The sequence below is a fragment of the Epibacterium ulvae genome, assembly GCF_900102795.1.
In the GTDB taxonomy this organism is placed as follows: Bacteria; Pseudomonadota; Alphaproteobacteria; order Rhodobacterales; family Rhodobacteraceae; genus Epibacterium; species Epibacterium ulvae.
Genome location: NZ_FMWG01000003.1, coordinates 96,533 through 122,102, shown reverse-complemented (window position 1 = coordinate 122,102; position 25,570 = coordinate 96,533). Strand labels below are relative to the sequence as shown.

Sequence of the window (25,570 nt, the reverse complement as noted above, 5' to 3'; positions counted from 1 at the left end):
ACATGAAGAGAAGCGACTATTAATTTTTCTTATTTCGTGGCGATTGAGCGAGAACCAAAAGTCAAACGCTCCAAACCACCTGTTCTAAGCCAGCAAGTTTTGCAAGCCGGTTTAGTTCCGCCTCAAGCTTTGCTGTACGTGCTGGGGTTTCCAGTCTGGGGTGTTCGACCCAAAAGTTGGTAAGGGTCAAGGTCTTTCGCCCACGATCTCCCTTGGCTTCGATACGGCCAACAAAGCGATCACCTTCCAACAAAGGATAGACATAATACCCCCATTTGCGTTTGGCGGCTGGGACAAACATTTCGACGGTGTAATCAAAGCCAAACAGGCGCGACAAACGGTTTCGGTCTCGGATTGCCGGGTCAAATGGGTTCAAGATGCGCAGGCGTGCAGTGGGTTTTGTAAGGGCTGCGATACGCGCGGTGATGTCGCTGCAGGCCCAGGCCTCGCTCCAGCTGCCATCAGCGCTCTGGATCTCTACGTCAACCAATTTAGAGCGGGCGCGCTCTGCCCAGGCTTTGACCTCAGCGGCATCGCTGGCGTCCCAGAATTTACGGATTTCTGTTAAGGTTCCAAAACCAATACGATCAAGCGCGCTATGGCACAGATGATCAACTTGCTCTTCATCAGATAAGATATCCTGATCCGATGGGAAAACGCGATCTGCCAGATCATAGAATTTTGTGAACCCCTCCCGGTGTGAGGTCGCTAATTCACCGGCATACCACAAGTAATCAAGAACCATCTTATGTGGCGGCCGTTGCCACATTTTCTTTTCACCGTTGACTTTTGTTGTGAAATCCTGCGTTGAAACTGGTCCGTCTTGTGTCACTTTGTGTAAGACCTCCGCGATGAGATCAGGGTCTAAGTGTTTTCCAAACCAGTTTGAACGCCCCACCTGATCTTTCTTGCGTTGAAATTGCCGTGCCCACATCGGCAAAAATTGCATAGGCAAGACGGAAGCATCATGCGTGAAATGTTCAAACACAGCGCGCTTGTCCTGCAGCAATTGATTGAGCATCGGCTCGCGGTAGTTTTGATTGCGGCTCCACAAGATATGATGATGGGCACGTGAGATCACTTGGATGGTGTCCAGTTGTACAAACCCAAGATCCTTGATCAGGTCCAATACGTCCAAGGGTCCGGTCGGAGTTTGGGCAAGCCTATGTGAGGTCAGCCATAAGGCCCGTGCTGTTTTATTGTCTATTTTTAGACGCGCCATCATTCTGTCTCCCTGTGTATTCTCGTTTTGTTCCACAAGCTGCGCGCAAGGGAAAGAGATAAATGAAGACGGGCTCTGTTGTGATCGAAAAAATGTGCGCCGTGAAATCGGGCGCGTATGTGGCACCTCTTATGAAGAACAAAGAGACGCCAAACATGAGTGTTCCTGTGTAAAGCGCTTTTAGGAGTGGCCCCAGTCTTCGGGGTTCTCAGAGTTGTTTGGGCTTAGGCCAAGAATATCACCCTGTGTGGAACACCCAAGCCCCAGAACGGTCCGGTTTGCATAGGAAAAATAAGCTGTGACCTGATTGATCTCTAGAATTTGCCCATCGTCAAAACCGCAATCGCGCAACGCCTGTATATCAGCCTCGACCATCTGGCCAGGGGTCTGCGTCAGCTTTTGAGCATATCGCATGGCTTGCCGTTGGGCCGCATCAACGGGCACGGCATCAATATCAAGATTTACAATGGCTTCGCCAATTGCCTCTGCACGTGCATCATCCCCAAGAAGCCGTTTCATTCCAGCAAAGTGATGATCAACACAATAGGCGCATGTGTTGAGCTGGCTGACCCAGACACCCAATACTTCAAGAAACCATTTAGGCACGGTGTTGCCACTGTGGTGCAGCACATATTTATAGATGGCCATATGGCCTTCCATCGTATGCGGCCGTAGCGAGTGCGCCATCATGATATTATCGACATTTTGATTAGGGCCGGTCACGCGCTCATAGAGCATTTTCAGCTTCCCGGTTGCCTTTTCAAATGGGATTGTTTCAATCCATGACATGAGCTCGCTCCTTAGTGTCGAGTTTAAATAGCTTTTTGAATGTGTCGCGCAGCAGAAATCCAAAGAATGGCCAGTGCAAATGAGGCAATTGCGTTCCAACCTGCCATCGAGATGTTCATAAACGACCAGGCAATTTCATCACAACGCACCAAAGGTGCGGTCATGATCTGCTCCATCAGCTGTTCTGGGGTTAAATTGCCAATAGGTCCAGACGTACAGGTTGATGGCCCCTCCCACCATTCTTGTTCTACACCAAAGTGGAAAGCGCCAATGCCAGCAGTTGACAGCGCAGCTAAGGCGCCAAGATAGGGTAAGATGGCACTCGGAATGACTGTCGCAAGCACACCAATTCCGATGGCAATTGCATGGGGATAGCGTTGCCAAATACACATTTTACAGGGGGCAAACCCGCCCAGGTGCTGAAACCCGAAGGCGCCCACAAGAAGCGCAGCAGAACCCAGCGCTGCGATGAATATTAAAAATCGGCTCATGTCGTCCTCATAAATTTGCAACCTATATCGTGTTGCGTTTGCGCGAATATTCGCGCTGCTACATGAAAATGCCCATGCGACAAAAGCGTCAAAGCCCCAGCCAAGTTTTGATCAAACTAATCAGACTCGCTCCAGCGAAAATCAACGATGCGATCCATGCTGTGCCAAGAAGCGACCCAATCACGACCATAATGCCGTCCCGTTGCAACAACCCCATTGCAACAACCACGACCGCAAAACCAGGCACTGTGTTGGTACCAGGCAATGGCACAAGAATGGAGGCGCTAAACAGCACAAGTGCAGCGCCGACCGCACGATCCAGTGGAGAGGTTGTCAAAGCGCTGAGCCTTGGTTTGCTCAGGCCTTCGATGCGCCGCAACCAAGGCCCGGCACGATCGGAAAGACGCCGCAGGCCTTCCGCCGAAACGGTACGCCCTCCAAGAGAGCCGGGCAGCCATGGCATCCGTCGTCCTATCAAGATCTGAGCCGATATGAACATTAACGGCAAAGAGACAATTTGAGGTACGCCATAAAGAAATGGAATGCAGCATGGCAAAGCTAAGATCAGAAGGAACAGACCAAAGGCGCGTTCGTGCAATTGCGACAGGATCCAATTCAACGAGACCTGCTCGGTCTCAGCCTCTTCACCCAGCCTGACGAGGCGCTCGGATATAGCCAGGCCCTGGGATGTTGTCGCTGTCATTGTGTAAATTCCTTACGCTCACCAAAATGTCACTCCCCCGCCCCTCGCCTAGCAAATCTATGTGCTGACGACCAGTCCCAGTCCACAACCACATGGAGCGGTGCTGGTCGCGCAATGATATACTGATGGGTGTAATTCCGGTTCAATTTCAGCGCTGACTATAACCTTGGAAATAATCGGAAAAAAGTAGCTGTTCAGCTCTTGTCCTTTGTCAAAGACTTGTCTAAGAGGTGTCTCACGCGGCCCAAGTGGCGGAATGGTAGACGCAGGGGATTCAAAATCCCCCGCTGGTGACAGCGTGCCGGTTCGAGTCCGGCCTTGGGTACCAATATTTTTAAGGGTTTATGAGGATAGTCGCGCCTCATGCCCGCCCGTGGGGTTAAGTTACTCCCACACCTCACTCCCACTTCATGTTCTGTCTACCTTTTGTTCTTTTGATGGTAATTTCTGAATTTTGCGCCGGATTTGGCGGTGCACCTAGAGGACTGCCTTTCAACAGCCCCGCCCCCACACGCGCATGGGAGGCTTGCAGCCAGATGCACCCCAAAACGGCTAGTGTATCATTGCAAAGTTCTTTCGATGTATTGGTGAACTTCAAAGAAATCTTGGAAATCTTTACATTTGCTTTGTGGCGCTCAAGACGGGCCGGATCATTCATGTGCTGACCGATTTTCACGGTTTTGACTTTAGTTTGCCGAAGGCATGGGGTGAGATGGTCGTCGCAGCGTTGGTCGTATGGTGGTTCGCTGCCCGAGATCAGGCATAACCCAATAAACAAGAAACTCTCTCCCGTTGCGCCGATGCGCGTTCGCCCAGAGATTTAGTCAGCGCAAAAGGAAGACAGCGCTATGGCATTGGGGCTGAACCGTCCAGCGGATCAAAAACCGCCATTCACGCGTCGCGCAACATCAATTAAAACGAACGCGTGCCGGGCATTAAATGCGCACCTCGCCGACGGGCGCTATTGGTTTGGTCTGCGGGTCAGACGCTTTTCTTTGTGGCCAGCAACAGATTGGTTTCGCTGGTCATAACCCCTTCGATTTGACGTATTTTCGACAAAGCGGCATCCAGATCTTCCAGAGTTTCTGTCCCGAGTTCCAGGATTAAATCCCAGCGGCCATTGGTTGTGTTGATGGCGCGAACCTCTGACAGGCCTTGCAGTTGACGAACGATCCGATTGGCACCGCGGCCTTCAATGCCAACCATCATCAATCCGCGCACCGGATCTTTTAGGACATCTTCTTTCATCACAACGGTAAAGCCAAGAATTTCACCCTTGGCTTGCAGACGTTCGATACGTGTCCGCACTGTTGTGCGCGACAGGTTTAGCTGCAATGCAAGATCAGAAAGAGACGCGCGCGCGTCATGTCGCAAGGCTGCGATCAATTTTTCGTCCATTTTGTCCATACTGATCTCCATATTGATCATACAGGGTCCGTTTTGCACAAAATGATCCCTAGTATCCAGCACGAAATGGATGAATTTCTAAGAGAGTTCAAAGATGAAAGCCGGAGTTTTAAGGCGATGGATAAACAGAACTGTATCCTGATTGGGGCCCCGGTCGATAGCGGGAAACGTCGCAACGGATGTTTGATGGGACCAGATGCGTATCGTACTGCTGGTTTGATCGATGCTTTAGCAGATTTGGGGCATCACGTCGAAGATCTTGGCAATCAGGCCCCCTGCCCCTTTGTTCCAGACCAGCCTGATGCAAAACTACATGCATTGAATGAAACCATCGGTTGGACAAAAAGTCTGGCAGAGATCGCAGAAACAGCAATGGCGCGCGGCTTACCTATTTTCCTAGGGGGCGATCATGCGCTTGCTATGGGGTCTGTGACAGGTGTGGCAAATTACGCAGCATCCCAAGGTCGCCCACAATTCGTGCTGTGGCTTGATGCGCATTCTGACTTCCACACCCCGGTGACAACGGACAGCGGCAATCTCCACGGCACGCCCGTGAATTACTTTACAGGCGGCACCGATTTTGAGGGCTTTCCAACGGTTCAGAATCCGGTGCCCTATCACCAGATCTGTATGATGGGATTGCGATCGGTGGATACGGCCGAGCGCACCGCGATGCAGCATACCGAAATCCAGCGTTACGATATGCGCGACATCGATGAAAACGGTATCAGTGCGCCGCTCAATCGATTTCTGGAAGCTGTCAATGCAGCCAACGGCATGTTGCATGTGTCCTGGGACGTTGATTTTCTAGATCCAGCGGCGGCTCCGGCGGTCGGAACCACGGTTCCTGGTGGTGCAACCGTGCGTGAGGCGCATCTGGTGGGGGAAATCCTGCATGACAGCGGCTTGGTGACGTCTATGGATCTTGTTGAACTAAATCCGTTTTTGGATGAACGCGGACGTACCGCGCATCTTATGGTTGATCTGTGCGCCTCTACGCTGGGGCGCCGGGTCTTTGATCGTGTAACCCGGAGCTTTTCATGAATACGATGCAAGCCCCCAGGGCTGTGGTGATGATCCGTCCTCACCATTTCCATTCCAACCCCGAAACCCGAGATGACAACGCGTTCCAAACGCTGAGCCGAAGCAGTGAAAACGCGACCGCCGAAAGTGCGCTCGCGGAATTTGACGCCGCTGTTGCGCAATTGCGCGAGGCTGGTGTGACGGTGCATGTCTTTGATGATACAGGAACAGAAACGCCTGACAGTGTTTTTCCCAATAACTGGTTTTCCACGCATGCGGGTGGCCATATTGCACTATATCCCATGTATGCGCCCAACCGCCGCAAGGAACGCCGCTGGGATGTGATCGAAACACTAAAACACAGTTATCGGGTTCAGGACGTCATCGATTACTCCGGTCTTGAACAAGACAACCTCTCCCTAGAAGGCACCGGCGCGATGGTGCTTGATCATATTGGTCGCATTGCCTACGTGGCGAAATCCAATCGGGCAGATCCGGTTCTGTTGGAACGGTTCTGTACGCATTTCAATTTTGAACCGATGGCCTTTGATGCCAAGGACAGTGCCGGGCGTGATATCTATCACACCAATGTTCTGATGGGGATTGGCACGGATTACGCACTGATCTGCCTGGATATGATCACCGATACGGCACGTCGCGCTGAGGTCAAACAGCGCCTTGAAGAAACAGGACGCAGGGTGATTGATCTGACGATGGATCAGATCACTGAATTTGCAGGAAACGCCATTGAATTGACCGGTAAAACACGCGTTCTAGCACTTTCGGCGCGCGCGCTTGCAGCACTTACAGCTGCGCAAATCGCGATCATTGAGCAATCCGCAAGCCTATTGCCATTGAGCGTTCCCACCATCGAAACCGCCGGCGGTTCTGTCCGCTGTATGATTGCGGGCGTTCACCTGAGCGCACGTTGAAGATCCCATTTTGAGAGTTAGACCAATGACCCAACCCTCTGATAAGGCGCTTGTGCCTTTTGTAAGTGTCGACAACATGATGCGCCTTGTACATCACGTTGGAATTGAACAGATTTTGCGCGAAATCGCCGATTACATCGAAGAAGATTTCAAACGCTGGGAGCTGTTTGACAAAACGCCACGTGTTGCAAGCCATTCGGACGTGGGCGTCATCGAACTGATGCCAACCTCAGATGGTGAGGCCTATGGCTTTAAATACGTCAACGGTCACCCTAAAAATACCAAAGAAGGGCTGCAGACTGTCACGGCCTTTGGGTTGCTTGCAGATGTATATACAGGTTATCCGGTTTTGCTGTCGGAAATGACCCTGTTGACGGCGCTGCGCACGGCGGCGACCTCGGCGATGGTGGCCAAACATCTGGCTCCGAAGGGATCAAAAACCATGGCGATGATCGGCAATGGGGCCCAGTCTGAATTTCAGACCTTGGCGATGAAAGCGATCATTGGTCTGGAAAATGTGCGTCTTTACGATATTGATCCGGCCGCGACTGAGAAATGCGCGCGCAACCTGTCTAAAATGGGTGTGAACGTGACGAAATGCGCCACACCTGAAGAAGCCATCCAAGGTGCGCAAATTCTGACAACCTGTACGGCTGACAAAAAGAGTGCAACAATTCTAAGCGACAACATGGTGGGCGCGGGCGTGCACATCAATGCCATCGGTGGCGATTGTCCCGGCAAGACAGAGCTTGCTGCAGGTATTCTGGAACGCGCGGATGTTTTCGTGGAATTTCCGGAACAAACCCGCATTGAAGGAGAAATCCAACAGATGGCGGATGATTTCCCGGTCACTGAAATGTGGGAGGTTATCCTGGGCCAGAAACCGGGTCGCCGGGATGACAAACAGATCACCCTGTTTGATGGCGTCGGCTTTGCCACCGAGGATTTCTCGGCGCTGCGCTATATTCGTGATCGGGTCACCGGCTCTGATTTTTGCGAAGAGCTGGACATGCTTGCGGATCCAGACGATCCGCGCGATTTGTTTGGAATGGTGCAACGCTCAAACGCGTAAACGCTCAGTCATAATTTTTGTGACTGACACACACAAACCTGCCGCAGGCCTATGGGCCTGCGGCTGCCCCATTTAGAACAGGCTAAGCGTCGAGTTCGGTATCCCAGTAAAGAAAGTCCATCCAGCTGTCATGCAGATGGTTAGGTGGAAACTTTCGCCCCATATTGCGTAATTCTTCAGCATTTGGCTGTCGTGGTGGCTTGCGCAGCGACATGCCGACCCGGTGCAGGGATTTTGAACCCTTCTTCAGATTGCATGAACTACAGGCCGCAACCACGTTTTCCCAGCTGGTGATACCGCCGGCCGCGCGTGGCACCACATGATCAAACGTCAGATCTCCTTTGGCACCGCAGTACTGGCAGCGAAATTCATCCCGCAAAAATAAATTAAAGCGCGTGAAGGCCACGCGCTTTCTAGGAGTTACAAAATCTTTCAGGACAACAACCGAAGGTATTCGAATTTCGGTACTTGGACTGCGCACGGTGATGTCATATTCCGCAACGATATCAACGCGCTCCATCCATGCGGCTTTTACAGCGTCTTGCCATGGCCAAAGCGAAAGCGGATAATAAGACAACGGCCTGTAGTCTGCGTTTAACACCAAAGCTGGGTGATGTTTCAACGCACCGGGTTCACGTACAAATTCAGTCCTAAAATCACCATCCATTGGGAATGACGTCCTTGTTATCTCTGCCTGTTCTGGCCTCAAGGCGGGGAACCCGCCCCTGTCTTCTATGACTATATATCGTGGTTTAAAGCTGACAAGCCCCTAGATCCCACGATGCGACGTTTGGTCTAGGGTGATTCCGTGACAGTCACATGACGGCTATCGATAGAAATCCGGACCTTGTCAGCGCAGGCTCAGCGGCGTATTGCCTCGCCATGGCCCGTCTCATTCGCTTTAACAAACCTTTTGATGTTCTGCCGCAATTTACAGATCGCGGTCAGGAGACTCCCCGCAAAACGCTGAGCGATTTTATAGACTGCCCTGACGTTTATCCAGCAGGACGATTGGATCGTGACAGCGAAGGTTTGATGTTGTTAACCGACACGGGGCGTTTGCAGGCATGGATCAGTGACCCAGCGCATAAGATGCCCAAAACCTATTGGGTTCAGGTGGAAGGCGAACCAGATGCCGCGGCGTTGCAAGCGTTGCGTAACGGGGTTGCGCTAAAGGATGGTATGACGCGTCCAGCCAAAGCCGACCTAATGGATGAACCTGCAGATCTTTGGGCGCGCACGCCCCCTATTCGGGTGCGCAAATCCATACCAGACAGCTGGATTGCGCTGACCATAACCGAAGGCCGCAATCGGCAGGTGCGCCGGATGACCGCCGCAATCGGTCATCCCACCCTGCGTTTGATCCGCTATAGTATTGGGATTTGGACCCTTGATGGCCTGTCACAGGCCAAATGGGATGATCTTGAAGTGCCGCATGTTCCTGGCCCCGCCAAACCTTCGTTTAAGCCAGCTCGTGGCAATACAGCTGTTGCAAAGTCGCGTGCGCGGAAAAAGAGCGGGCCTTTGACGCCAGAGCACGCTGCATATCGCGGGCAAAAACCCGGCCCGACTGAAGGTCGTTTAAAGGCTAAAAAGCCGCGCCACAAATCGCGGCGCAGCCCATCTTAGTTTTTAAAACGTTACAGGCTTAAAACGTCCCGCATAAAGGCAAGTGCAACACCCAAACCGTCAGGGTCGATACCGTGTCCAGTCCCCTTCATGACATGGGCATAAACATCTTTAAATTCGGCATCTTGCAGTGCTTGTGCCGCTTCGGGCAGGGATTGCACTGGAACCACATCATCCTGATCACCATGGACCAGCAAAACAGGCATCCGGCTGACGGCTTCGTCTTTCAGGAGTTCGGGGCGCAACAGGCGACCAGAAAAGCCAACCAATCCGGCAACTGCATCTTCGCGCCGAGGCGCCACATGCAGGCTCATCATTGTGCCCTGACTAAAACCAAATAGAACGACCTGCTCTGGCAAGACGTCTTCATCGACCATCAGCGCATCCAGGAAGGCATTCAGATCTTCAACAGCGGCATGCATCCCACGTTCAGATTCTTCTTCTGAGGAGCCATCAATCCAAGGGATCGGAAACCACTGAAAGCCCATTGGCGCGCCTGCACAGGCTTCTGGTGCATCTGGCGCCACAAACAGGGTGTCGGGCAGATGTTCTGCCAACGGATCAGCAAGCCCAAGTAAGTCTGCACCATTGGCACCGTAGCCATGAACAAATACAACAATGGATCGGGTGTCCTCCGAAAGCGGTTCTTTGCGCCCGGCAGTTAGTACGCGTGTCATCGGATCCCTTCCCTGTCTTTTGCCACATGGTAATAGGCCCACAAGAGCCGCGCTGCAACCGATCGCCACGGGGACCAGTCCTCAGCCATTTTGCGCAGTTGTTTTTCCTTTGGGCGTGCCTCCATATCAAACAAGATACGGGCAGCTTCTTGCAGGGCCAAATCACCCGGTGCAAAAACATCGGCCCGTCCCAGTGAAAACATCGCGTAAATTTCAGCTGTCCAGACACCGATTCCTGACACTTGCGTTAAGGTGGCAATGACCTCCTGTGTTGGAGTGTCACGAAGGGCTTTGTAGTTGATGCCAGCGTCAGACAACGCGCGGGCATATCTGATTTTCTGTCGGCTCAGCCCAGCTGCGCGCAAATCGTCATCGCTTGCCCATTTGATTTTACGTGGTCCTGTCAACCCGGCTGCGTTCATCCGCCCCCAGATGGCATTTGCTGATGCAACGGAAACCTGCTGGCTGACAATTGCGCTCAACAGCTGGGCAAATCCATCTGGTTTGCGGCGCAACGGAAGTGGCCCGGTTTGTGCAAGCGCCTGTGCAAACCGTGGATCTTGTGCCGCAAGCCACGCTGCCCCCTCTTCAACGCAAGCCTGCGTTTTAATGATCTTACCGATATCATGTCTCACAGGAACCTCATTTACTGCTGCGGCGAATTGTACGCAGTACAAATACACATCTTGTGCGGGATCTGACACGGGATTACCACAAGTTCATGGAACTCAGCATGACCACCCCCGACGATCGCACAGCCAAGCGCAACGTAGCCATTTTGGTGCTTGCTCAGGCAATTTTGGGCGCTCAGATGCCGATGATTTTCACCATTGGTGGCCTGGCCGGACAATCTCTGGCCACAAACGCCTGTTTCGCGACATTGCCGATTTCGTTGATTGTTGCGGGATCTATGATTTCGGCCACGCCGATCTCTGCAATCATGCAGCGCTGGGGGCGCGCGACCGGCTTTTTGGTGGGCACGACATTCGGCGCAGTTGGTGCAGCGATTGGGGCTTATGGTCTTTATCTGGGCTCCTTTCCGCTGTTTTTGTTGGGTAGCTTTCTGACAGGCACCTATATGAGCGCGCATGGGTTTTATCGTTTTGCTGCGGCAGACACGGCCTCTGATGCGTTTCGCCCCAAGGCGATATCTTATGTGATGGCTGGTGGTCTGCTGGCGGCGATCCTTGGGAAACATCTGGTTGTGGAAACCAGCGAGGCCTTTGTGGTTCCCTTTATGGGCACTTATATGGCGATTATTGTGCTCAACCTTGTTGGGTCGGTGTTATTTTTCTTCCTGAAAATTCCGCGCCCTGAACGCCCTAAAGCGGATGCCCCCAAAGGGCGCAGCCGGGCTGAGCTGCTGCGCGATCCTGTGATCCTGACAGCAGTGATCTGCGCCGTCGTATCTTATGCGCTGATGAACCTTGTTATGACCTCCACACCGCTTGCGGTTGTGGGCTGTGGTTTTGGCCAAGAAAGTGCCGCCAATGTGGTGATGAGCCATGTTCTGGCGATGTATATTCCGTCCTTTTTTACGGGCCATTTGATTGCACGTTTTGGCGTGCGGCGTATCGTGGCGGCAGGTCTGGTGATTTTAGCGGGTGCTGGCCTGGTGGCGTTGCAAGGCGTTGAAATTGAGAACTTTTATCTTGCTCTCATTCTGTTGGGCCTAGGTTGGAACTTTGGCTTTATCGGCGCAACTGCCATGCTGGCTGAGGCACATGATGCTTCTGAACGTGGTCGCATGCAGGGTCTGAACGATTTTCTGGTTTTTGGCGGCGTCACAATGGCTTCAGTCGCATCGGGTGGTTTGATGAATTGTTCCGGCGGTAGCCCCGTAGAGGGCTGGAGCGCGGTCAACATGGCGATGGCTCCGTTTCTTGCATTGGCAGGCGGTACGCTGATCTGGATGATGATGCGACCAAAGGAGGTTTGAAGAATTAAAACTGCTGACTGTTGCGGAGCACCTGCCTACGAGGGTTCTAGTTCTATACCCGCTATACTTTCAGGGCATATCTCATGCTGGTTTGCGGTTTTAGGCTGCGACAAATTGGCCATAATGCTTATCGAATAAGTATGTGAGATCCGGTGTTTTCGGTGTGTAACTCATTTGATAGAGGGATCACTTTAGTGAAACAGACCGTACAAGCACTGCTTCTTGGCTTAACAGCCTCTTCGGCGTTTGCCACATTGCCCCAAAGCGCCACTGCCGATCATACACCCTCCGCTGTTGCGGACTTATATGATCTGAACGGATCAAAAGTAGGCGCCGGGCATATCACTCAGACGCCGCATGGTGTTTTGGTTCATATCAAAGTCTCAGATCAGCCCCCGGGCCCCAAGGGCGTACATTTTCACTCAAAGGCACATTGCGCGGCCGACACAGGGTTTAAATCCTCACATGGGCATCACGGCGAGGGAGAAGGCGAGCACGGCCTACTGAACGCTGCAGGCCCCGGCAAGGGCGATCTTGGCAATATCTATGTTGCTCAGGATGGCATTGGTGAGATGCAATTTTTCAAAACTGGTGTTTATCTGAACGGAGGCGATTTGCCTTTGCTGGATGCAGATGGAACCGCCATTGTCATCCATGCGAATAAAGACGATCAGATCACCCAGCCCATCGGCGGTGCAGGGCCGCGTCTTATCTGTGGCCTGCTTGAAACGCAATCTTAACCGAAATATGTCTGACTAAACACATCACGCTACAGATCCGCGCGTCGTTAAGAGGTGCGGATCGACCGCCAGAACAGCCCCGCGCGTTTGGCAAATTCACTTTGCCCCAGCGCGCCTTCGGCGACGCGATGGGGTTCACGCGCAGCTTGTTTCAAAATCACTTTGCTTTGCCATGCTGCCAATAAGGCTGGGCGCGCCGCTTTGCTGATTTGGCCAGAACGGGCATTTTGCAATGCTTCCAGACCCGTTTGGGCAAGGCGTTGCACGCCTTCCGCTGTCCCGTTCAAAAGCGGAATACGTTTTTGTTTTTCCAAGTCAGGAATAGCACGCAGGAAATTGGCGAGCCCCATGGCATAGCCAAGGTTGCGCACAGGTTTTTCATCTGCATCGCCCAGCATACGAGCCGCCATCCAAAGCAGCGATCCAGATGTGTTCTGTATATACGTATCAAAAGCGGCTTCATCTTCAAATGGGTCTTTGTAGATATCCCAACGCCGTGCTTCTGCCATGGCATCTATGTGCACAGCCAGATCTGTCGGTAGCAGACGCGCAAGAGGCGTCGCCACGAAATGGCGTCGAACCGGTGCGCCCGTCGCAATCGCCGTGCCCACATCGCGCCACCATTGTACCCGCATCTCAGCAATCATGCTTTCCTGGCTTGCCCAGGGGGCACGGGACAGTTCGACGTTAAAAGCATAAAGCGCAAACAACGCAGGACGGGCCGCCACTGGCGCTGCCATGACTGCCATGAACCGATCAGGATCACCCTTTTGCACCAGTTCAGCACAGGCTGTGAGGTCTTCGTCAAACATCAAGACCGCCTTTTCAATCTGTGCCGTCGTGTAAAAGTTTCCAGTTGATCCCATCCAGCAGGGCTTCGAATGAGGCATCAATGATATTTGGACTTACCCCTACAGTAGACCAGCGCCGCCCCTGCCCGTCTTCGTAATCAATGATCACGCGTGTGGCTGCAGCTGTGCCGCCTTGGGTGATACGAACCTTGAAATCCACCAGATGCATATCATCCAGCGGTGCAGAATAGCGCCCCAGATCCTTGCGCAGTGCTTTGGCCAACGCATTTACTGGCCCGCGATCACCACCATCGTCATCTAATGATTCACTGACTGATAAACGTTTTTCACCATCAACTTTGACCACCACAACAGCTTCTGACAGGCTGATCATCTGGTTATATTTGTTTTTGCGGCGTTCTACGGTCACTTTGTAGCGCTTTACCTCAAAAAATTCAGGCATGTCGCCAAGTTCGGCCCGCGCAAGCAATTCAAAAGAGGCCTGCGCCGTATCATAAGAATAGCCTTTCGCCTCGCGCTCTTTGATCCGGTCAAGGATCTGCGCCAGACGTGGATCACCTTTTTCAACCACAAGGCCCGCATCAGACAGGCGTTTGCGCAGGTTGGACTGTCCAGCTTGATTGGACATCGGAATAATCCGCGCGTTGCCAACCACGGCAGGGTCTACATGTTCGTATGTCGATGGGTCTTTCAGGATCGCGCTTGCATGAAGCCCGGCTTTGTGAGCAAAGGCAGAGGCTCCGACATAAGGCGATTGCTTGCTTGGCACACGGTTTAATATATCGTCCAACATACGGCTGACTTTGGTCAGATCCGCAAGCGCTGTGTCACTCACGCCTGTGTGCACAAGGCTGGCGTAGGGGTCTTTCAGCAATAGCGTTGGGATCAGGGAAACCAGATTTGCGTTCCCACAACGCTCTCCCAAGCCATTCAATGTGCCCTGTACTTGCCGCACTCCCGCTTCAACGGCCGCCAACGAACAGGCAACCGCCTGTTCCGTGTCATTGTGGGTGTGAATACCAAGATGGCTGCCGGGTATACCTGCGGCGATCACCTCTTTTACCACATGAGAGATGGTCGAAGGCTGTGCGCCGCCGTTTGTATCGCACAAGACCACCCAGCGTGCGCCAGCGTCATAAGCTGCTTTGCAGCAGCGCAGTGCGTAGTCTGCGTTGTCGTGATAGCCATCAAAGAAATGTTCTGCATCAAACAGCGCTTCACGTCCTTGCGCTTTTATATGCATGATTGACGCTTTGATATTCTCGATATTCTCGTCGAGATTTATCCCCAAGGCCTGCGTCACATGATAGTCATGGCTTTTCCCCACAAGGCAGACTGCGGCGGTGCCTGCGTTCAACACGGCCGCAAGCACATCGTCATTTTCAGCGGACCGGCCGGCTCGTTTCGTCATGCCAAACGCCGTCATCCGCGCCGTGGTCGCCGGAGCCTCTTCAAAAAACGCACTATCCGTGGGGTTTGCACCAGGCCAGCCCCCTTCGATGTAATCAACACCTAAGTGGTCCAGCGCGGTGGCGATCTGTTTCTTTTCTTCAGTGGAAAATTGTACGCCTTGGGTTTGTTGACCATCCCGCAGAGTGGTGTCGTATAGATAGAGACGCTCGGTTGGCATCAAAGATCCTCCAGTTTTGACGCGTCAAAACCATTTGTCGGAATAAGCTCAACTCCTGTTTTAGACATGCGCACTTCAAGACCTGCCGCGATAAAGGCGGCTTTCAAACGATCCACTTCGCCAAAGTCTTTGTTTTCCATTGCGGATTGGCGCGCTTCAAACATTTGGGTCTCATAAGTCGACAGATCCGGTGCCTGTGATACGGCCGCCCAGTCCCCCATTTCGTCTGTCAACAAGCCCAGAGCCTGTGCCGAAGCTAGTAAATCTGCGCAGGCGCCTGCGCTGGCCAATTTATGCAGTTCTGCCAATGCGCCAGCGGTGTTGAGATCATCACCAATGGCGTCCATGACCGCGGCAGCAGCGCTGGCGGCGGGCTCGATGCCTGCAGTCAGCGCCCGCCACTTGCGCAAGGTTGCTTCTGCATCTGCGGCTTTTTTCGCAGTCCAATCCATGGGTTTGCGGTAATGGGTTTGTAAGAAAACAAAACGGATCACCTCTCCCGGGACACCCTGATCTAAAAGATCGCGCACGGTAAAGAAATTGCCCAGAGATTTGGACATCTTCTTTCCTTCGACCTGCAACATCTCATTGTGCAGCCAGTAGCGCGCAAAATCGCCATCCGGGTTTGTGCAGCAACTTTGGGCAATTTCATTTTCATGATGGGGGAACATCAGATCATTGCCCCCGCCATGAATATCAAAACTTGCGCCCAATAGATCACGCGCCATGGCAGAGCATTCGATATGCCAGCCGGGACGCCCGCGCCCCCAGGGGCTGTCCCATCCGGGCAGCTCATCCGTGGACGGTTTCCACAAAACAAAATCCATCGGATCCCGTTTATTATCTGCCACTTCAACGCGTGCGCCTGCGATCATGTCATCGACAGAACGACCTGATAATGCGCCGTAATCTTCGTAACTCTTTACAGAAAATAACACATGCCCTGCTCCATCCGCATAGGCATGCCCTTTGGTGATTAGATCTTTGATCATAACGATCATTTGGGCAATATATGCGGTTGCGCGTGGCATGTGGTCAGGCTCGCTTGCCCCAAGCGCGCCCATATCTTTCAGATACCAGTCAATGGTTTCTTCAGTGCGTTCTTGTACCAGATCTTCCAATGATCCGGCTGCCCCTGCTTCTTTTCGGGCGCGGGCCGTTGCATTAATCTTATCGTCAACGTCCGTGAAGTTTCGCACATAGGTCACGGCCCCCTCGCCATATGTATGGCGCAAGAGGCGGTTCAAAACATCAAACACGACAACGGGACGCGCGTTACCCAGATGCGCCCGATCATACACAGTCGGCCCACAGACATAGACCCGCACATTATTTGGATCGATGGGCGAAAAGACCTCTTTCTTGCGGGTCTTACTGTTGTGCAATTTGATCGTCGTCATGACAGCTCCTGTGGCGGGCACGTTGCTTGCGAGGCGTATCGAGGCGCGCTGAAAAGCGCACAGCGTGGGCATAGCAAGTTGTCATAAAGAAGAAAACGACGAAACCAGCCCGCAGCTCAATCAGCGCGAGATTCGACAAACAAACGTGTTGGGTCGCCGGTTATCCATAAGGCGCGGTATCATGTCTGCGCACGCTTGCCAAGACGGGCCTTGGTCGAATTTATGCGAGACCGCTCGCCTGTTTCGACTGGCTGCGAAACGCGGCGACTTTGTTACGGTTGCCACAGGTTTCCATACTGCACCACCGTCTGCGACCAGACTTAGACGTATCTTTGAACATTAAAACACAAGAGAGATCAGCGCATTTGCGAACACGATTCGCGTCCTGTGCTGTCACAAGATCAATTGCTTGTTTCGCCAGAAATGCAAGAAAGGCGCGTGGTGACATTTCTGTCTGAATAGGCTGGATATGGTATCCTGCTTCGCTGTGATTCAATTGGATATTAAGCGTAAAGTCAACAAGATACGCATTCACATCCTGCACTGCTTGTGGCGGAGGAACCGACTGAGCCGCAAGTGCGGCGAGGACCAACGAGAGCGCATCTCTTAAATGCAGTGCACTCATAAAATCACTTTCATTCCAATGCGTTGAAGTCGGCGGTGCACTGCTTTCATGCAGCCATTGAGCTAAGTTCTGTGGCGTCGTGATCAAATCATGTTCAACCCCGTCCAGAACGGGGCGTGTGTTCACAAAGTCAAGAACCAGATCATTTCCGACAAACTGAAAAGGAGCAGAAGAATTTTTCATGTAACCGTTATAATGGCACTTGACTGGTTAGGCAAGGCTGTGCTTTTAGTGTAACCAGTGAAATAATTTATAACAGTTACACAAAGGAGAACTGATATGTACAAATTGCTCAGCCTCACCCTGCCCGCAGCCCTATTGGCAACCACCACAAGCCTGTCTGCGGCAGAAACCTCCTACGGTTACGAAACTGTTGACGGTGTCGAAATTTTCTTCCGCGAAGCTGGAAACCCTGAAAACCCAGCTGTGGTTCTGCTGCATGGTTTTCCAAGTTCATCGCATCAATACAGAAATCTTATCGATGACTTGTCTGATGAATACTATCTGATCGCGCCCGATTATCCGAGCTTTGGTGCAAGCAGTTTCCCGTCACCTGACGTTTATGAATATTCCTTCGACAATATCGCAGAAACGGTTGATGCTTTTTTGGAACAAAAAGGAATTGATCAATTTTCGATGTTTATTCAGGACTACGGAGCACCTGTTGGGTTTCGTATTGCAGTGGAACACCCTGAAAAGATTGAAGGTTTAATTATTCAGAACGGGAATGCCTATGAAGAGGGCGTAAACCCAGACACTTGGGAGCCGATCATTCATCTGTGGGAAAATGGCCGTGAGGACAAGCACGATCAGTTCATCATCGACAACGTGTTTAGTGTTGAGGGCCTGCGCTGGCAGTATACCCACGGCACGCGTAATCCTGATGCGATCTTGCCTGACAACTGGCTGTTGGATCATCAATTCCTGAGCCGTCCTGGAATGCATGATGTGCAGATTGGGCTATTTTACGATTACCGCAACAATGTTGCGAAATACCCTGAATGGCAAGCATACCTGCGCGAGCATCAACCCCCTGCACTGGTGGTATGGGCGAAGAACGATGCATTCTTCCCGGTTCCGGGTGCCGAAGGGTATCTGCGCGATTTGAAGGATGTTGATTATAACATTCTTGATACTGGCCACTTTGCCCTCGAAGAGGATGGCGCGCTTATCGCGGAGAAGATGCGTGGTTTCCTTGGAAAACTTCACGCGGAGTAAGACCTTAGGAAATCAGGTAAAGGTGCGCGATAGTCGCGCACCTTATGGATTAGAATGACCTAATAAGTTTTTGATTTAAAATTGAAAAGTTGCGCCAACAGAAAATGCACTATCGCCATCTCGGCGTGATTGCCCATCTTCAAGCAAACCCGTGCGCGAAACCTGCCCGCTGATCTGTAGATTGTTCCCCAATGGGAAAATCAAACCAATGCCAATTTCGGGCGTTTTCTTTTCACCCATTTCGCCTTGTTGCAGGCTTAGGAAACCCAACGCTGTGCCAAAATCATAGCCAGCACGCAATTGCAGGTCATCAAAGATGTCATCTGTGTTTTGTTGTGACGATTGATTTTCCACGGTTGAATTAAAGTTGGTCCGCGGTAAGCGTTCACGCGGTAGTGTCGACCAAAACCCAAGCCCTGTTGGGTTTTCGCTAGACGCAGCACCCAGAAAAAATCCACTGGTCTCTTCCGCTAAAGACAGCGACGATATCGCCATTGCACCGCTGCAACAGATGCAGAGTTTGGCGATAAATAAGGGTGAGCGAAGCCGGAACATAAGGGTTGCTTTCTGCACAGATGACAGCATGAGCGCCAGTTTAGGCGCCTTTGATTGTTACTGATGATTGTGCGGAAAATAGGTTAACTTCACGTTTCCTTAGGGATGAAGGTTAACGGCAGCAAATAATCTATTGAAAATTAATGGTTAAAATAGAAATAAAATTTACCACATTTAATGCTGAAGTTTTCTCAGAAGCCGTTGAAAAGACAAAAATATGCCTCCTCAAAGTAATGAGGAGGCAAGTTTCATCCACAAAACTCAGCTTTTTACACCGCTCGATCTATGGTTTTGCCTGCGGTTTTGTGGATGTACAGGGCGAGCGCACCCGCCCCCTGTTCTGTTAACTGCAGCCCGATGTAGCACCACAGGTGTTGCATTTCATGCACGTGCCGTTGCGCACCAAGGTATAATTCCCGCAGTCGCCGCACGGGTCCCCTTCATAGCCCTGCATCTTTGCCTTTGTGCGGGCATCCATACCAACTGGCGCAGAGGTTGAGGTGGCTTCAGGAGCAAGGGTTTGCAGGGCCTCCGTCGGCGCAGCAGAATTGTCAAAAGAGGTTGCATCCCCCTCTTGGCCTCCACGCAGGGCAACCAGATCCTGTGGAAGACGCTTGCGCAGATAGCCGGTAGAGGAAATCTGTTTCAAGACTTCCAGTGAACGGCTTGCCGCGCTTTCGCTGATTTCAGAAAGGTTAGAGACGCCCTCTTCCTCTCCCCGTCCCAGATCATCAAAGGTTGCGCCTTCGGGTTTGACATGGGCAAGATCCGTGCGGTCCAGATAGCTGACTGCCAGTTCGCGGAAGACATAATCCAGAATAGAAGTTGCGTTTTTGATGCTGTCGTTGCCCTGCACCATGCCAGCCGGTTCAAATTTGGTGAAGGTGAAGGCATCCACGAATTCTTCCAACGGTACACCATATTGCAGGCCAACCGACACTGCGATGGCAAAGTTGTTCATCATTGCCCGGAAACCGGCCCCTTCTTTGTGCATATCGATAAAGATTTCACCCAGTGAGCCGTTTTCATATTCGCCAGTGCGCAGATAAACCTTGTGACCACCTACAATTGCTTTTTGTGTGTAGCCTTTCCGGCGCTGCGGCATCTTGGTGCGATGGGATTTCATCACCTCTTTAATTACCACTTTTTCGATGATTTTTTCAGCGAGCACTGCTGCCTTTTCTTGTGGCTTGCCCGTTTCTAAAATCTCTGCGGCTTCGTCATCATCTTCGACCAAAGCTGCGGCAAGAGGTTGGCTAAGTTTTGAACCATCCCGATAGAGCGCATTGGCCTTAATGCCGAGCGACCAAGACAACTCGTAAGCTTGTTGGCAATCCTCAATCGTGGCTGAGTTTGGCATGTTGATGGTCTTTGAGATCGCGCCAGAAATAAAAGACTGCGCCGCTGCCATCATTTTAATATGGCTATCAACATTCAGATAACGCTCACCCTTTTTGCCGCATGGGTTGGCGCAGTCAAAGACAGAATAGTGTTCTGGCAATAGATGTGGTGCGCCTTCCAACGTCATGGTTCCACAAACATGATCATTGGTCGCGTTGACGTCTGCCTTGGTGAAACCAAGGTGCTTGAGCAGATCAAATGTCGGGTCATTCAAGGTTGCAGATGGAATGCCTAAAACGCCGGTGCAGAAATCTTCACCCAGTGTCCACTGGTTGAAGACAAAGCGCACGTCAAACGCGCTTTCAAGAGCTGCATCAATTTTGGCGATTTCCACCGGGCCAAATCCGTGCCCCTGCAACGACATGTGATTGATTGCTGGTGCATTCCCGATAGATCCATGCCCAACGGCATAGGCAACAATCTCTTCAATCTGGGCAGAACTGTAGCCCAGCCCTTCTAGGGCCGCCGGCACTGAACGGTTGATGATTTTGAAATACCCGCCTCCAGCAAGCTTTTTGAATTTGACCAATGCAAAATCTGGCTCAATGCCGGTGGTGTCACAGTCCATGACCAGTCCGATGGTACCGGTGGGTGCGATGACTGAGGTCTGCGCGTTGCGATAGCCATGCTTTTCGCCCAGCTCTAACGCTTCGTCCCAAGCGCTCATCGCGAGATCCGTAAGCCGCGCATCTGGGCAATTTGCCAGATCAAGCGGAACAGGTTTCACAGAAAGCCCTTCGTATCCTTCGGTCATACCACGCGCGGCTGTGCGGTGATTGCGGATAACCCGCAGCATGTGATCTGCGTTTTTCGCATAGCCCGGGAAAGCGCCCAGCTCGCCCGCCATTTCTGCAGATGTGGAGTAGGACACGCCTGTCAGGATCGCAGTTAAGGCGCCACACAGCGCGCGCCCCTCGTCACTGTCATAGCTATAGCCAAGGTTCATCAATAGGCCGCCAATATTGGCATAGCCCAAACCCAAGGTGCGGAAATCATAAGAGCGCTGTGCAATTTCCTTGGACGGGAACTGCGCCATTGTCACTGATATTTCCAGCGTCAGCGTCCAAAGACGGCAGGCATGCATGTAATCATCAACCTGAAACTTACCGTCCTGCAAAAAGGTCAGCAGGTTGATCGATGCTAGGTTGCAGGCCGTATCATCCAGGAACATGTATTCAGAACAAGGGTTTGAACCCCGGATTTCACCATCTTCTGGGCAAGTGTGCCACTCGTTCACGGTGTCATGAAACTGAATGCCTGGATCTGCGCAGGCCCAGGCTGCATGGCCTACTTTTTCCCATAAATCCCGCGCTTTTACGGTCTTTGCGACAGAGCCATCAACACGATTGATCAGCTGCCAGTCTGCATCCTTTTCAACCGCTTTCAGAAAGGTGTTTGTGACCCGGATAGAATTGTTAGAGTTCTGACCAGAAACGGAATTATAGGCCTCGGAATCCCAATCCGTATCGTAAGTGGGGAATTCAATACTGGTGTAGCCTTGCTTTGCGTAATCCAGAACACGTTTGATATATGTTTCGGGGATTGCAACTTTTTTCGCGTCTCGAAGTGCTTTCTTAAGTCCCGAATTCACTGTTGGATCAGTTGCATCGGATTCAGCGCCATCCCAGCTGCGGATCGCAATGAAGATGTCATTCAACATCTTCTCATGCATTTTAGATCCGGCCACAATGGAGGCGACTTTCTGCTCTTCAAGGACCTTCCACTGAATGAAGTCCTCAATATCCGGATGATCGGCATCTACGATCACCATCTTTGCAGCGCGCCGCGTGGTGCCACCGGATTTGATCGCACCTGCAGCGCGGTCACCAATTTTTAGGAAGCCCATAAGGCCAGACGACTGGCCACCGCCAGAAAGCGCCTCACCTGCCCCCCGCAGATGAGAGAAATTGGTGCCTGTACCAGATCCATATTTGAACAGACGCGCCTCGCGGACCCAAAGATCCATGATGCCACCTTCATTGACCAGATCATCCTGAACAGACTGGATAAAGCAAGCATGCGGCTGCGGGTGTTCATAAGCGCTGTTGGATTTTACCAGTTTGCCGGTTTTGAAATCCACATAGTGGTGCCCCTGCGCGGGGCCGTCGATGCCATAAGCCCAATGCAGACCGGTGTTAAACCATTGCGGCGAATTGGGCGCGGCACGTTGCGTGGCCAACATGTGGCGCATCTCGTCAAAATATGCGCGGGCATCTTCTTCGCTGGAAAAATAGCCGCCCTTCCAGCCCCAATAAGTCCATGCACCCGCGAGACGATCAAACACCTGTTTTGATGAGGTTTCGCCTTCTAACGGCGTATCTTTACCTGCGGGCATGGACCGCCACAGGAATTCGGGCACATCTTTTTCACGAACCTTCTTCAGCTCGCTCGGCACACCTGCTTTGCGAAAATACTTCTGTGCGATGACATCGCTGGCAACTTGGCTCCAAGCCGAGGGCACTTCGATATTGTCCAGACGAAATACAATAGTGCCATCTGGATTGCGGATTTCGGAAGTCGCTGATGTAAACTCTAGGCCAGCGTAAGCGTCCTGCCCTTCGGTGGTAAACTTCCGTTCGATTTTCATGTCTTCTGCCTTTATCTTTTGCAGTTCAAACTAATATCACGCGCCATATCGACAAAACCACATGAGACAAATTTCTCCTTGGACGATGGCAAAAACCAGCGTCTTAGACCCATAAATGGCCCCGTTATTAGAGATCATTAGTCCTTGTGGTAAGAGCGTCTGTGTCACCTACATGTTGTAGGGGGCCCTTTGTGAGACACAAATTGGCGTATTTACACATAAGCCGTCAACGGTAAATTTACCTGTTGAGAGTGCTATTTTCACTTGACGTCCAAATCACACTGAAGGTGGGTGATGGGCGATAATTTTGGCAAAAATATACATCACCGTTAAGGAAAAATTAACCATGATGCGACCGTGGAAAAAAACATCAATAGCTTAAATGGCTTGCGCCAGTCAGTCTAATTTCAATACTGGCAAGATCAGGCGGATCGAGGATCAATCATCGCAGCTGGGTCGCTGAATATTCCATCTACGTAAAAAAACGACATTGTTACGCGTCATATTTTTTGCGCTAAAATGAAGCTGCAACATCTGAGATCGAATTCCAATCCGGCGTATCACGTATAAAATCGTCGTCATAAAGACGGCGATCTATCGTTGTTTTTTCCAGCTATTAAGAAAATTGGTCGGGGCGGCGAGATTCGAACTCACGACCCCCTGTACCCAAAACAGGTGCGCTACCAGACTGCGCCACGCCCCGACCGTGCTGCAGTTCCTAAACTTAACGATCTGATTTGAAAAGCCTAAATTCGCTGTTCGGTGATGATTTTTTACAAAAAAAATCTCTACCACAAAGATCTTAGGGTGCATTTATAGGAGAAATTGGTCGGGGCGGCGAGATTCGAACTCACGACCCCCTGTACCCAAAACAGGTGCGCTACCAGACTGCGCCACGCCCCGACCGTGTTGCGCTTCCTAAACGGAACGATTGGAATTGAAAAGCCCTAACATGCCCATTGAGGTGTGTTTTTTGAAAAAACTTCGTGACGTATTTCGGTGCCTTTGGAAATCCCATATGTCCGGGCAAGCCCGCCGTTGATTTCAAGAACAGCATAGATGTCATCGCCACCATCGATTGCGGTAAGGTCGCCAGGGACAGCATTTTCATGCACGTGTTGAACCGTTCCGTGAATATCCACGAAAATCATATCGAGTGGAATCAAGGTGTTCTTCATCCAGAACTGCGCGTTGCGAGGCGCTTCGTACACAAAGAGCATGCCCGAACCGCGCGGCAGGCTCTCGCGAAACATCAATCCACGTGCGCGCTCTTCAAAAGTGTCGGCCAGTTCAATGGAAAAGCCGACCTGCCCCCAGTCGCCCCGCAGGTCAACATGATCTGACCGGCAAGATGCAAAAACGGCAGTGCTTTGAAAAAGCACCGCCGCACACATCCAAAATACACCTTTTCGTGTATTAATCGTTGGCCGCTTCCCAAGGCATGACTTCAACAGCCATTCGCCCGCGTTTGCCGTTGATGACACGAATTGCGAGGGCTTCGCCCGGTTGCAAATCTGAGAGGCCCGATTGACGGAGCACTTCAACATGGAGAAAGATATCTTCTGGGCAGCCAAAAACATTCGCAAATCCAAATCCTTTGCCCTTGTCAAACCATTTGACTCGGGCTGCTCTTAAAGGTTTGGCATGCAGCTCGCTCATGTCAAGCTCAGCAAAATCACTTAAGACAGGCGTTTCATCACGTAAAGGTGGGAGAATCTCGAGGATTTCCGTGGCCTGAACGCCGCGCTCAGTATTTTGGATTGCGAGTTCAACAATGGTACCATCCGCGATTGAACTTTGTCCAAAGTTACGCAGAACGTTAATATGCAATAGAATATCAGGACCACCTGCGTCCGATAGGATAAATCCATAGCCTTTGGTAGGGTCAAACCACTTTACTATTCCGCGAACGCGCAGTGCCGCATTCATGCCTCTGTCATCAACCACTGAGTTTCCATTACATTTATGGTTCTTTTACAAAATGCAAATGCGCCTATTCCCTAACTATTTGCAAGGTCAAAGTTGTTCAGGATGTTATAAAATGGAAATTTTGCTCAAATTTAGGGATTGAGGCGGAGAACCGCCCACTCGTGGGTGGCGGTATCTCTCCGCCATTGAAAGCGATCATGAAGTCGATAATCTCCATCGGCCCAGAATTCGATCTCTGTTGGAACGATGCGGTAGCCGCCCCAAAATGGGGGCCTTTCAGGTGAAAGTCCTTTTGTTGCAGTGATTTTAGCCACTTTTGCAACCAATGCGCCGCGACTTTCAAGCGGTTTGGACTGTTTTGAAGCCCAAGCCCCTAAGCGGCTCTTTAGAGAGCGCGAATTGTAATATGCATCTGCCTGAATGCCATCTTCGCGAGTCACAGTGCCGCGAACCCGGATTTGCCGACGCAAGGTCTTCCAGTGCATGACAAAGGCTGCTTTGCCGCAATGTTCGATTTCATGCGCTTTGGTGCTGTCGTAATTGGTGTAAAACACGAATGCGTTGTTTTCAATTTCCTTCAGTAACACCATGCGCGCGTTAGGCATGCCATCTTCATCAACCGTTGATAGTGCGATCGCATTGGGATCATTGATTTCTTTTTCTTCTGCGGCTGCAAGCCAGGTTCGGGCAATAGAAAATGGATCATTGCCTGCAAAAATTCCGCTACGATCTGACATGGGACCCTCGTTTTGAATTTATCACACCCTAAAAAGGGAAAGCGACACAGGC

25 protein-coding genes and 3 tRNA genes are annotated in these 25,570 nt (G+C 51.6%); 8 read left to right on the top strand and 20 right to left on the bottom strand.

The window, feature by feature from the left end:
• Nucleotides 1–61: 61 nt before the first annotated feature.
• From BLP79_RS05575 to BLP79_RS05560, 4 genes are all read right to left on the bottom strand, one after another.
• On the bottom strand, nt 62–1,222 hold the full coding sequence (locus BLP79_RS05575) for a winged helix-turn-helix domain-containing protein (RefSeq protein ID WP_090217606.1): 1,161 nt from the start codon (nt 1,220–1,222) through the stop codon (nt 62–64).
• A 180-nt stretch (nt 1,223–1,402) separates the two neighbouring features.
• Nucleotides 1,403–2,011, bottom strand: a complete 609-nt coding sequence (locus BLP79_RS05570; RefSeq protein ID WP_090217146.1) for a carboxymuconolactone decarboxylase family protein — start codon at nt 2,009–2,011, stop codon at nt 1,403–1,405.
• Nucleotides 2,012–2,034: 23 nt separating this feature from the next.
• The gene (locus BLP79_RS05565; protein WP_090217144.1) at nt 2,035–2,502 is read right to left on the bottom strand and encodes a disulfide bond formation protein B; all 468 of its coding nucleotides are present in this window, start codon (nt 2,500–2,502) and stop codon (nt 2,035–2,037) included.
• A gap of 88 nt (nt 2,503–2,590) precedes the next feature.
• A complete protein-coding gene (locus BLP79_RS05560) occupies nt 2,591–3,205 on the bottom strand; it encodes an exopolysaccharide biosynthesis protein (protein WP_090217142.1) in 615 nt (204 codons plus the stop codon).
• A gap of 242 nt (nt 3,206–3,447) precedes the next feature.
• On the opposite strand from BLP79_RS05560, the gene BLP79_RS05555 reads away from it, so the two are divergent.
• Nucleotides 3,448–3,533, top strand: a tRNA-Leu gene (locus BLP79_RS05555).
• A gap of 69 nt (nt 3,534–3,602) precedes the next feature.
• On the opposite strand, the gene BLP79_RS05550 is transcribed toward BLP79_RS05555, so the two are convergent.
• Together BLP79_RS05550 and BLP79_RS05545 are read right to left on the bottom strand one after the other, a co-directional pair.
• Nucleotides 3,603–3,983, bottom strand: coding sequence for a hypothetical protein (locus tag BLP79_RS05550; RefSeq protein ID WP_139163172.1), 381 nt, complete (start codon nt 3,981–3,983; stop codon nt 3,603–3,605).
• A 203-nt stretch (nt 3,984–4,186) separates the two neighbouring features.
• Nucleotides 4,187–4,612, bottom strand: coding sequence for an Lrp/AsnC family transcriptional regulator (locus BLP79_RS05545; RefSeq protein ID WP_090217605.1), 426 nt, complete (start codon nt 4,610–4,612; stop codon nt 4,187–4,189).
• 117 nt (nt 4,613–4,729) lie between these two features.
• On the opposite strand from BLP79_RS05545, the gene rocF reads away from it, so the two are divergent.
• From rocF to BLP79_RS05530, 3 genes are read left to right on the top strand one after another with little or no spacing between them, the layout of a single operon-like run.
• A complete protein-coding gene (rocF, locus tag BLP79_RS05540) occupies nt 4,730–5,656 on the top strand; it encodes an arginase (RefSeq protein WP_090217603.1) in 927 nt (308 codons plus the stop codon).
• Nucleotides 5,653–6,567, top strand: coding sequence for a citrulline utilization hydrolase CtlX (gene ctlX, locus BLP79_RS05535; protein ID WP_090217139.1), 915 nt, complete (start codon nt 5,653–5,655; stop codon nt 6,565–6,567). The genes rocF and ctlX overlap by 4 nt, the downstream gene beginning before the upstream one ends.
• A 25-nt stretch (nt 6,568–6,592) precedes the next feature.
• The gene (locus BLP79_RS05530) at nt 6,593–7,639 is read left to right on the top strand and encodes an ornithine cyclodeaminase (protein ID WP_090217137.1); all 1,047 of its coding nucleotides are present in this window, start codon (nt 6,593–6,595) and stop codon (nt 7,637–7,639) included.
• 82 nt (nt 7,640–7,721) lie between these two features.
• Here BLP79_RS05530 and BLP79_RS05525 read toward each other — a convergent pair whose 3' ends face one another.
• Nucleotides 7,722–8,306, bottom strand: a complete 585-nt coding sequence (locus BLP79_RS05525; protein ID WP_090217136.1) for an HNH endonuclease — start codon at nt 8,304–8,306, stop codon at nt 7,722–7,724.
• Between the two features lie 215 nt (nt 8,307–8,521).
• Between BLP79_RS05525 and BLP79_RS05520 the strand changes: the two genes are divergently transcribed.
• Complete coding sequence (locus BLP79_RS05520; RefSeq protein ID WP_090217134.1) at nt 8,522–9,268, top strand: pseudouridine synthase; 747 nt, start codon at nt 8,522–8,524, stop codon at nt 9,266–9,268.
• Nucleotides 9,269–9,279: 11 nt separating this feature from the next.
• Here BLP79_RS05520 and BLP79_RS05515 read toward each other — a convergent pair whose 3' ends face one another.
• Both BLP79_RS05515 and BLP79_RS05510 read right to left on the bottom strand, forming a co-directional pair.
• Nucleotides 9,280–9,945 carry an alpha/beta hydrolase gene (locus BLP79_RS05515; RefSeq protein ID WP_090217132.1) on the bottom strand — a complete coding sequence of 222 codons (666 nt, stop codon included), beginning with the start codon at nt 9,943–9,945 and terminating at the stop codon, nt 9,280–9,282.
• Nucleotides 9,942–10,580 carry a DNA-3-methyladenine glycosylase family protein gene (locus tag BLP79_RS05510; RefSeq protein ID WP_170830453.1) on the bottom strand — a complete coding sequence of 213 codons (639 nt, stop codon included), beginning with the start codon at nt 10,578–10,580 and terminating at the stop codon, nt 9,942–9,944. Before BLP79_RS05510 ends, BLP79_RS05515 begins: the two co-directional genes overlap by 4 nt.
• Nucleotides 10,581–10,666: 86 nt before the next feature.
• Between BLP79_RS05510 and BLP79_RS05505 the strand changes: the two genes are divergently transcribed.
• Both BLP79_RS05505 and BLP79_RS05500 read left to right on the top strand, forming a co-directional pair.
• The gene (locus BLP79_RS05505; protein ID WP_090217131.1) at nt 10,667–11,884 is read left to right on the top strand and encodes an MFS transporter; all 1,218 of its coding nucleotides are present in this window, start codon (nt 10,667–10,669) and stop codon (nt 11,882–11,884) included.
• Nucleotides 11,885–12,078: 194 nt separating this feature from the next.
• Nucleotides 12,079–12,624, top strand: coding sequence for a superoxide dismutase family protein (locus BLP79_RS05500; protein WP_157843943.1), 546 nt, complete (start codon nt 12,079–12,081; stop codon nt 12,622–12,624).
• Between the two features lie 47 nt (nt 12,625–12,671).
• Here BLP79_RS05500 and BLP79_RS05495 read toward each other — a convergent pair whose 3' ends face one another.
• From BLP79_RS05495 to BLP79_RS05480, 4 genes are all read right to left on the bottom strand, one after another.
• A complete protein-coding gene (locus BLP79_RS05495; protein ID WP_090217600.1) occupies nt 12,672–13,439 on the bottom strand; it encodes a squalene/phytoene synthase family protein in 768 nt (255 codons plus the stop codon).
• 10 nt (nt 13,440–13,449) lie between these two features.
• Nucleotides 13,450–15,066, bottom strand: coding sequence for a citramalate synthase (gene cimA, locus BLP79_RS05490; RefSeq protein ID WP_090217127.1), 1,617 nt, complete (start codon nt 15,064–15,066; stop codon nt 13,450–13,452).
• Entirely contained in the window at nt 15,066–16,466 is a 1,401-nt protein-coding gene (gene cysS, locus BLP79_RS05485) for a cysteine--tRNA ligase (RefSeq protein ID WP_090217125.1), read from the bottom strand. Before cysS ends, cimA begins: the two co-directional genes overlap by 1 nt.
• A gap of 220 nt (nt 16,467–16,686) precedes the next feature.
• A complete protein-coding gene (locus BLP79_RS05480) occupies nt 16,687–17,274 on the bottom strand; it encodes a CGNR zinc finger domain-containing protein (RefSeq protein ID WP_090217123.1) in 588 nt (195 codons plus the stop codon).
• A 96-nt stretch (nt 17,275–17,370) separates the two neighbouring features.
• Here BLP79_RS05480 and BLP79_RS05475 point away from each other — a divergent pair, with 96 nt between their 5' ends.
• Complete coding sequence (locus BLP79_RS05475) at nt 17,371–18,309, top strand: alpha/beta fold hydrolase (protein WP_090217122.1); 939 nt, start codon at nt 17,371–17,373, stop codon at nt 18,307–18,309.
• A 75-nt stretch (nt 18,310–18,384) separates the two neighbouring features.
• Here the strand turns inward: BLP79_RS05475 and BLP79_RS05470 are convergent, their stop codons facing one another.
• The 7 genes from BLP79_RS05470 to pdxH all read right to left on the bottom strand — a co-directional run bounded on the left by BLP79_RS05470 (nt 18,385) and on the right by pdxH (nt 25,518).
• The gene (locus tag BLP79_RS05470; RefSeq protein WP_139163171.1) at nt 18,385–18,804 is read right to left on the bottom strand and encodes a hypothetical protein; all 420 of its coding nucleotides are present in this window, start codon (nt 18,802–18,804) and stop codon (nt 18,385–18,387) included.
• A 403-nt stretch (nt 18,805–19,207) separates the two neighbouring features.
• Entirely contained in the window at nt 19,208–22,852 is a 3,645-nt protein-coding gene (locus BLP79_RS05465) for a vitamin B12-dependent ribonucleotide reductase (RefSeq protein ID WP_090217118.1), read from the bottom strand.
• Nucleotides 22,853–23,478: 626 nt separating this feature from the next.
• Nucleotides 23,479–23,555: transfer RNA gene (locus BLP79_RS05460), tRNA-Pro, on the bottom strand.
• A gap of 123 nt (nt 23,556–23,678) precedes the next feature.
• A tRNA-Pro gene (locus tag BLP79_RS05455) sits at nt 23,679–23,755 on the bottom strand.
• 44 nt (nt 23,756–23,799) lie between these two features.
• Nucleotides 23,800–24,246, bottom strand: a complete 447-nt coding sequence (locus tag BLP79_RS05450) for a DUF192 domain-containing protein (RefSeq protein ID WP_090217116.1) — start codon at nt 24,244–24,246, stop codon at nt 23,800–23,802.
• A 22-nt stretch (nt 24,247–24,268) separates the two neighbouring features.
• Nucleotides 24,269–24,781 (bottom strand): cold-shock protein, encoded by a 513-nt coding sequence (locus tag BLP79_RS05445; protein WP_408607920.1) that lies wholly within the window; start codon nt 24,779–24,781, stop codon nt 24,269–24,271.
• 131 nt (nt 24,782–24,912) lie between these two features.
• Nucleotides 24,913–25,518 (bottom strand): pyridoxamine 5'-phosphate oxidase, encoded by a 606-nt coding sequence (gene pdxH, locus BLP79_RS05440; RefSeq protein ID WP_090217114.1) that lies wholly within the window; start codon nt 25,516–25,518, stop codon nt 24,913–24,915.
• Nucleotides 25,519–25,570 lie beyond the last annotated feature (52 nt).

What these genes read in the sequence shown, in the direction of transcription:
- BLP79_RS05480 (WP_090217123.1), bottom strand. Translation starts at nt 17,274, where the DNA reads ATGAAAAATTCTTCTGCTCCTTTTCAGTTTGTCGGAAATGATCTGGTT.
- cimA (WP_090217127.1), bottom strand. Translation starts at nt 15,066, where the DNA reads ATGCCAACCGAGCGTCTCTATCTATACGACACCACTCTGCGGGATGGT.
- rocF (WP_090217603.1), top strand. Translation starts at nt 4,730, where the DNA reads ATGGATAAACAGAACTGTATCCTGATTGGGGCCCCGGTCGATAGCGGG.
- BLP79_RS05515 (WP_090217132.1), bottom strand. Translation starts at nt 9,945, where the DNA reads ATGACACGCGTACTAACTGCCGGGCGCAAAGAACCGCTTTCGGAGGAC.
- BLP79_RS05450 (WP_090217116.1), bottom strand. Translation starts at nt 24,246, where the DNA reads ATGTGTGCGGCGGTGCTTTTTCAAAGCACTGCCGTTTTTGCATCTTGC.
- cysS (WP_090217125.1), bottom strand. Translation starts at nt 16,466, where the DNA reads ATGACGACGATCAAATTGCACAACAGTAAGACCCGCAAGAAAGAGGTC.
- BLP79_RS05445 (WP_408607920.1), bottom strand. Translation starts at nt 24,781, where the DNA reads ATGAATGCGGCACTGCGCGTTCGCGGAATAGTAAAGTGGTTTGACCCT.
- pdxH (WP_090217114.1), bottom strand. Translation starts at nt 25,518, where the DNA reads ATGTCAGATCGTAGCGGAATTTTTGCAGGCAATGATCCATTTTCTATT.
- BLP79_RS05575 (WP_090217606.1), bottom strand. Translation starts at nt 1,222, where the DNA reads ATGGCGCGTCTAAAAATAGACAATAAAACAGCACGGGCCTTATGGCTG.
- BLP79_RS05565 (WP_090217144.1), bottom strand. Translation starts at nt 2,502, where the DNA reads ATGAGCCGATTTTTAATATTCATCGCAGCGCTGGGTTCTGCTGCGCTT.
- BLP79_RS05505 (WP_090217131.1), top strand. Translation starts at nt 10,667, where the DNA reads ATGGAACTCAGCATGACCACCCCCGACGATCGCACAGCCAAGCGCAAC.
- ctlX (WP_090217139.1), top strand. Translation starts at nt 5,653, where the DNA reads ATGAATACGATGCAAGCCCCCAGGGCTGTGGTGATGATCCGTCCTCAC.
- BLP79_RS05520 (WP_090217134.1), top strand. Translation starts at nt 8,522, where the DNA reads ATGGCCCGTCTCATTCGCTTTAACAAACCTTTTGATGTTCTGCCGCAA.
- BLP79_RS05545 (WP_090217605.1), bottom strand. Translation starts at nt 4,612, where the DNA reads ATGGACAAAATGGACGAAAAATTGATCGCAGCCTTGCGACATGACGCG.
- BLP79_RS05560 (WP_090217142.1), bottom strand. Translation starts at nt 3,205, where the DNA reads ATGACAGCGACAACATCCCAGGGCCTGGCTATATCCGAGCGCCTCGTC.
- BLP79_RS05570 (WP_090217146.1), bottom strand. Translation starts at nt 2,011, where the DNA reads ATGTCATGGATTGAAACAATCCCATTTGAAAAGGCAACCGGGAAGCTG.
- BLP79_RS05475 (WP_090217122.1), top strand. Translation starts at nt 17,371, where the DNA reads ATGTACAAATTGCTCAGCCTCACCCTGCCCGCAGCCCTATTGGCAACC.
- BLP79_RS05465 (WP_090217118.1), bottom strand. Translation starts at nt 22,852, where the DNA reads ATGAAAATCGAACGGAAGTTTACCACCGAAGGGCAGGACGCTTACGCT.
- BLP79_RS05470 (WP_139163171.1), bottom strand. Translation starts at nt 18,804, where the DNA reads ATGGCGATATCGTCGCTGTCTTTAGCGGAAGAGACCAGTGGATTTTTT.
- BLP79_RS05525 (WP_090217136.1), bottom strand. Translation starts at nt 8,306, where the DNA reads ATGGATGGTGATTTTAGGACTGAATTTGTACGTGAACCCGGTGCGTTG.
- BLP79_RS05530 (WP_090217137.1), top strand. Translation starts at nt 6,593, where the DNA reads ATGACCCAACCCTCTGATAAGGCGCTTGTGCCTTTTGTAAGTGTCGAC.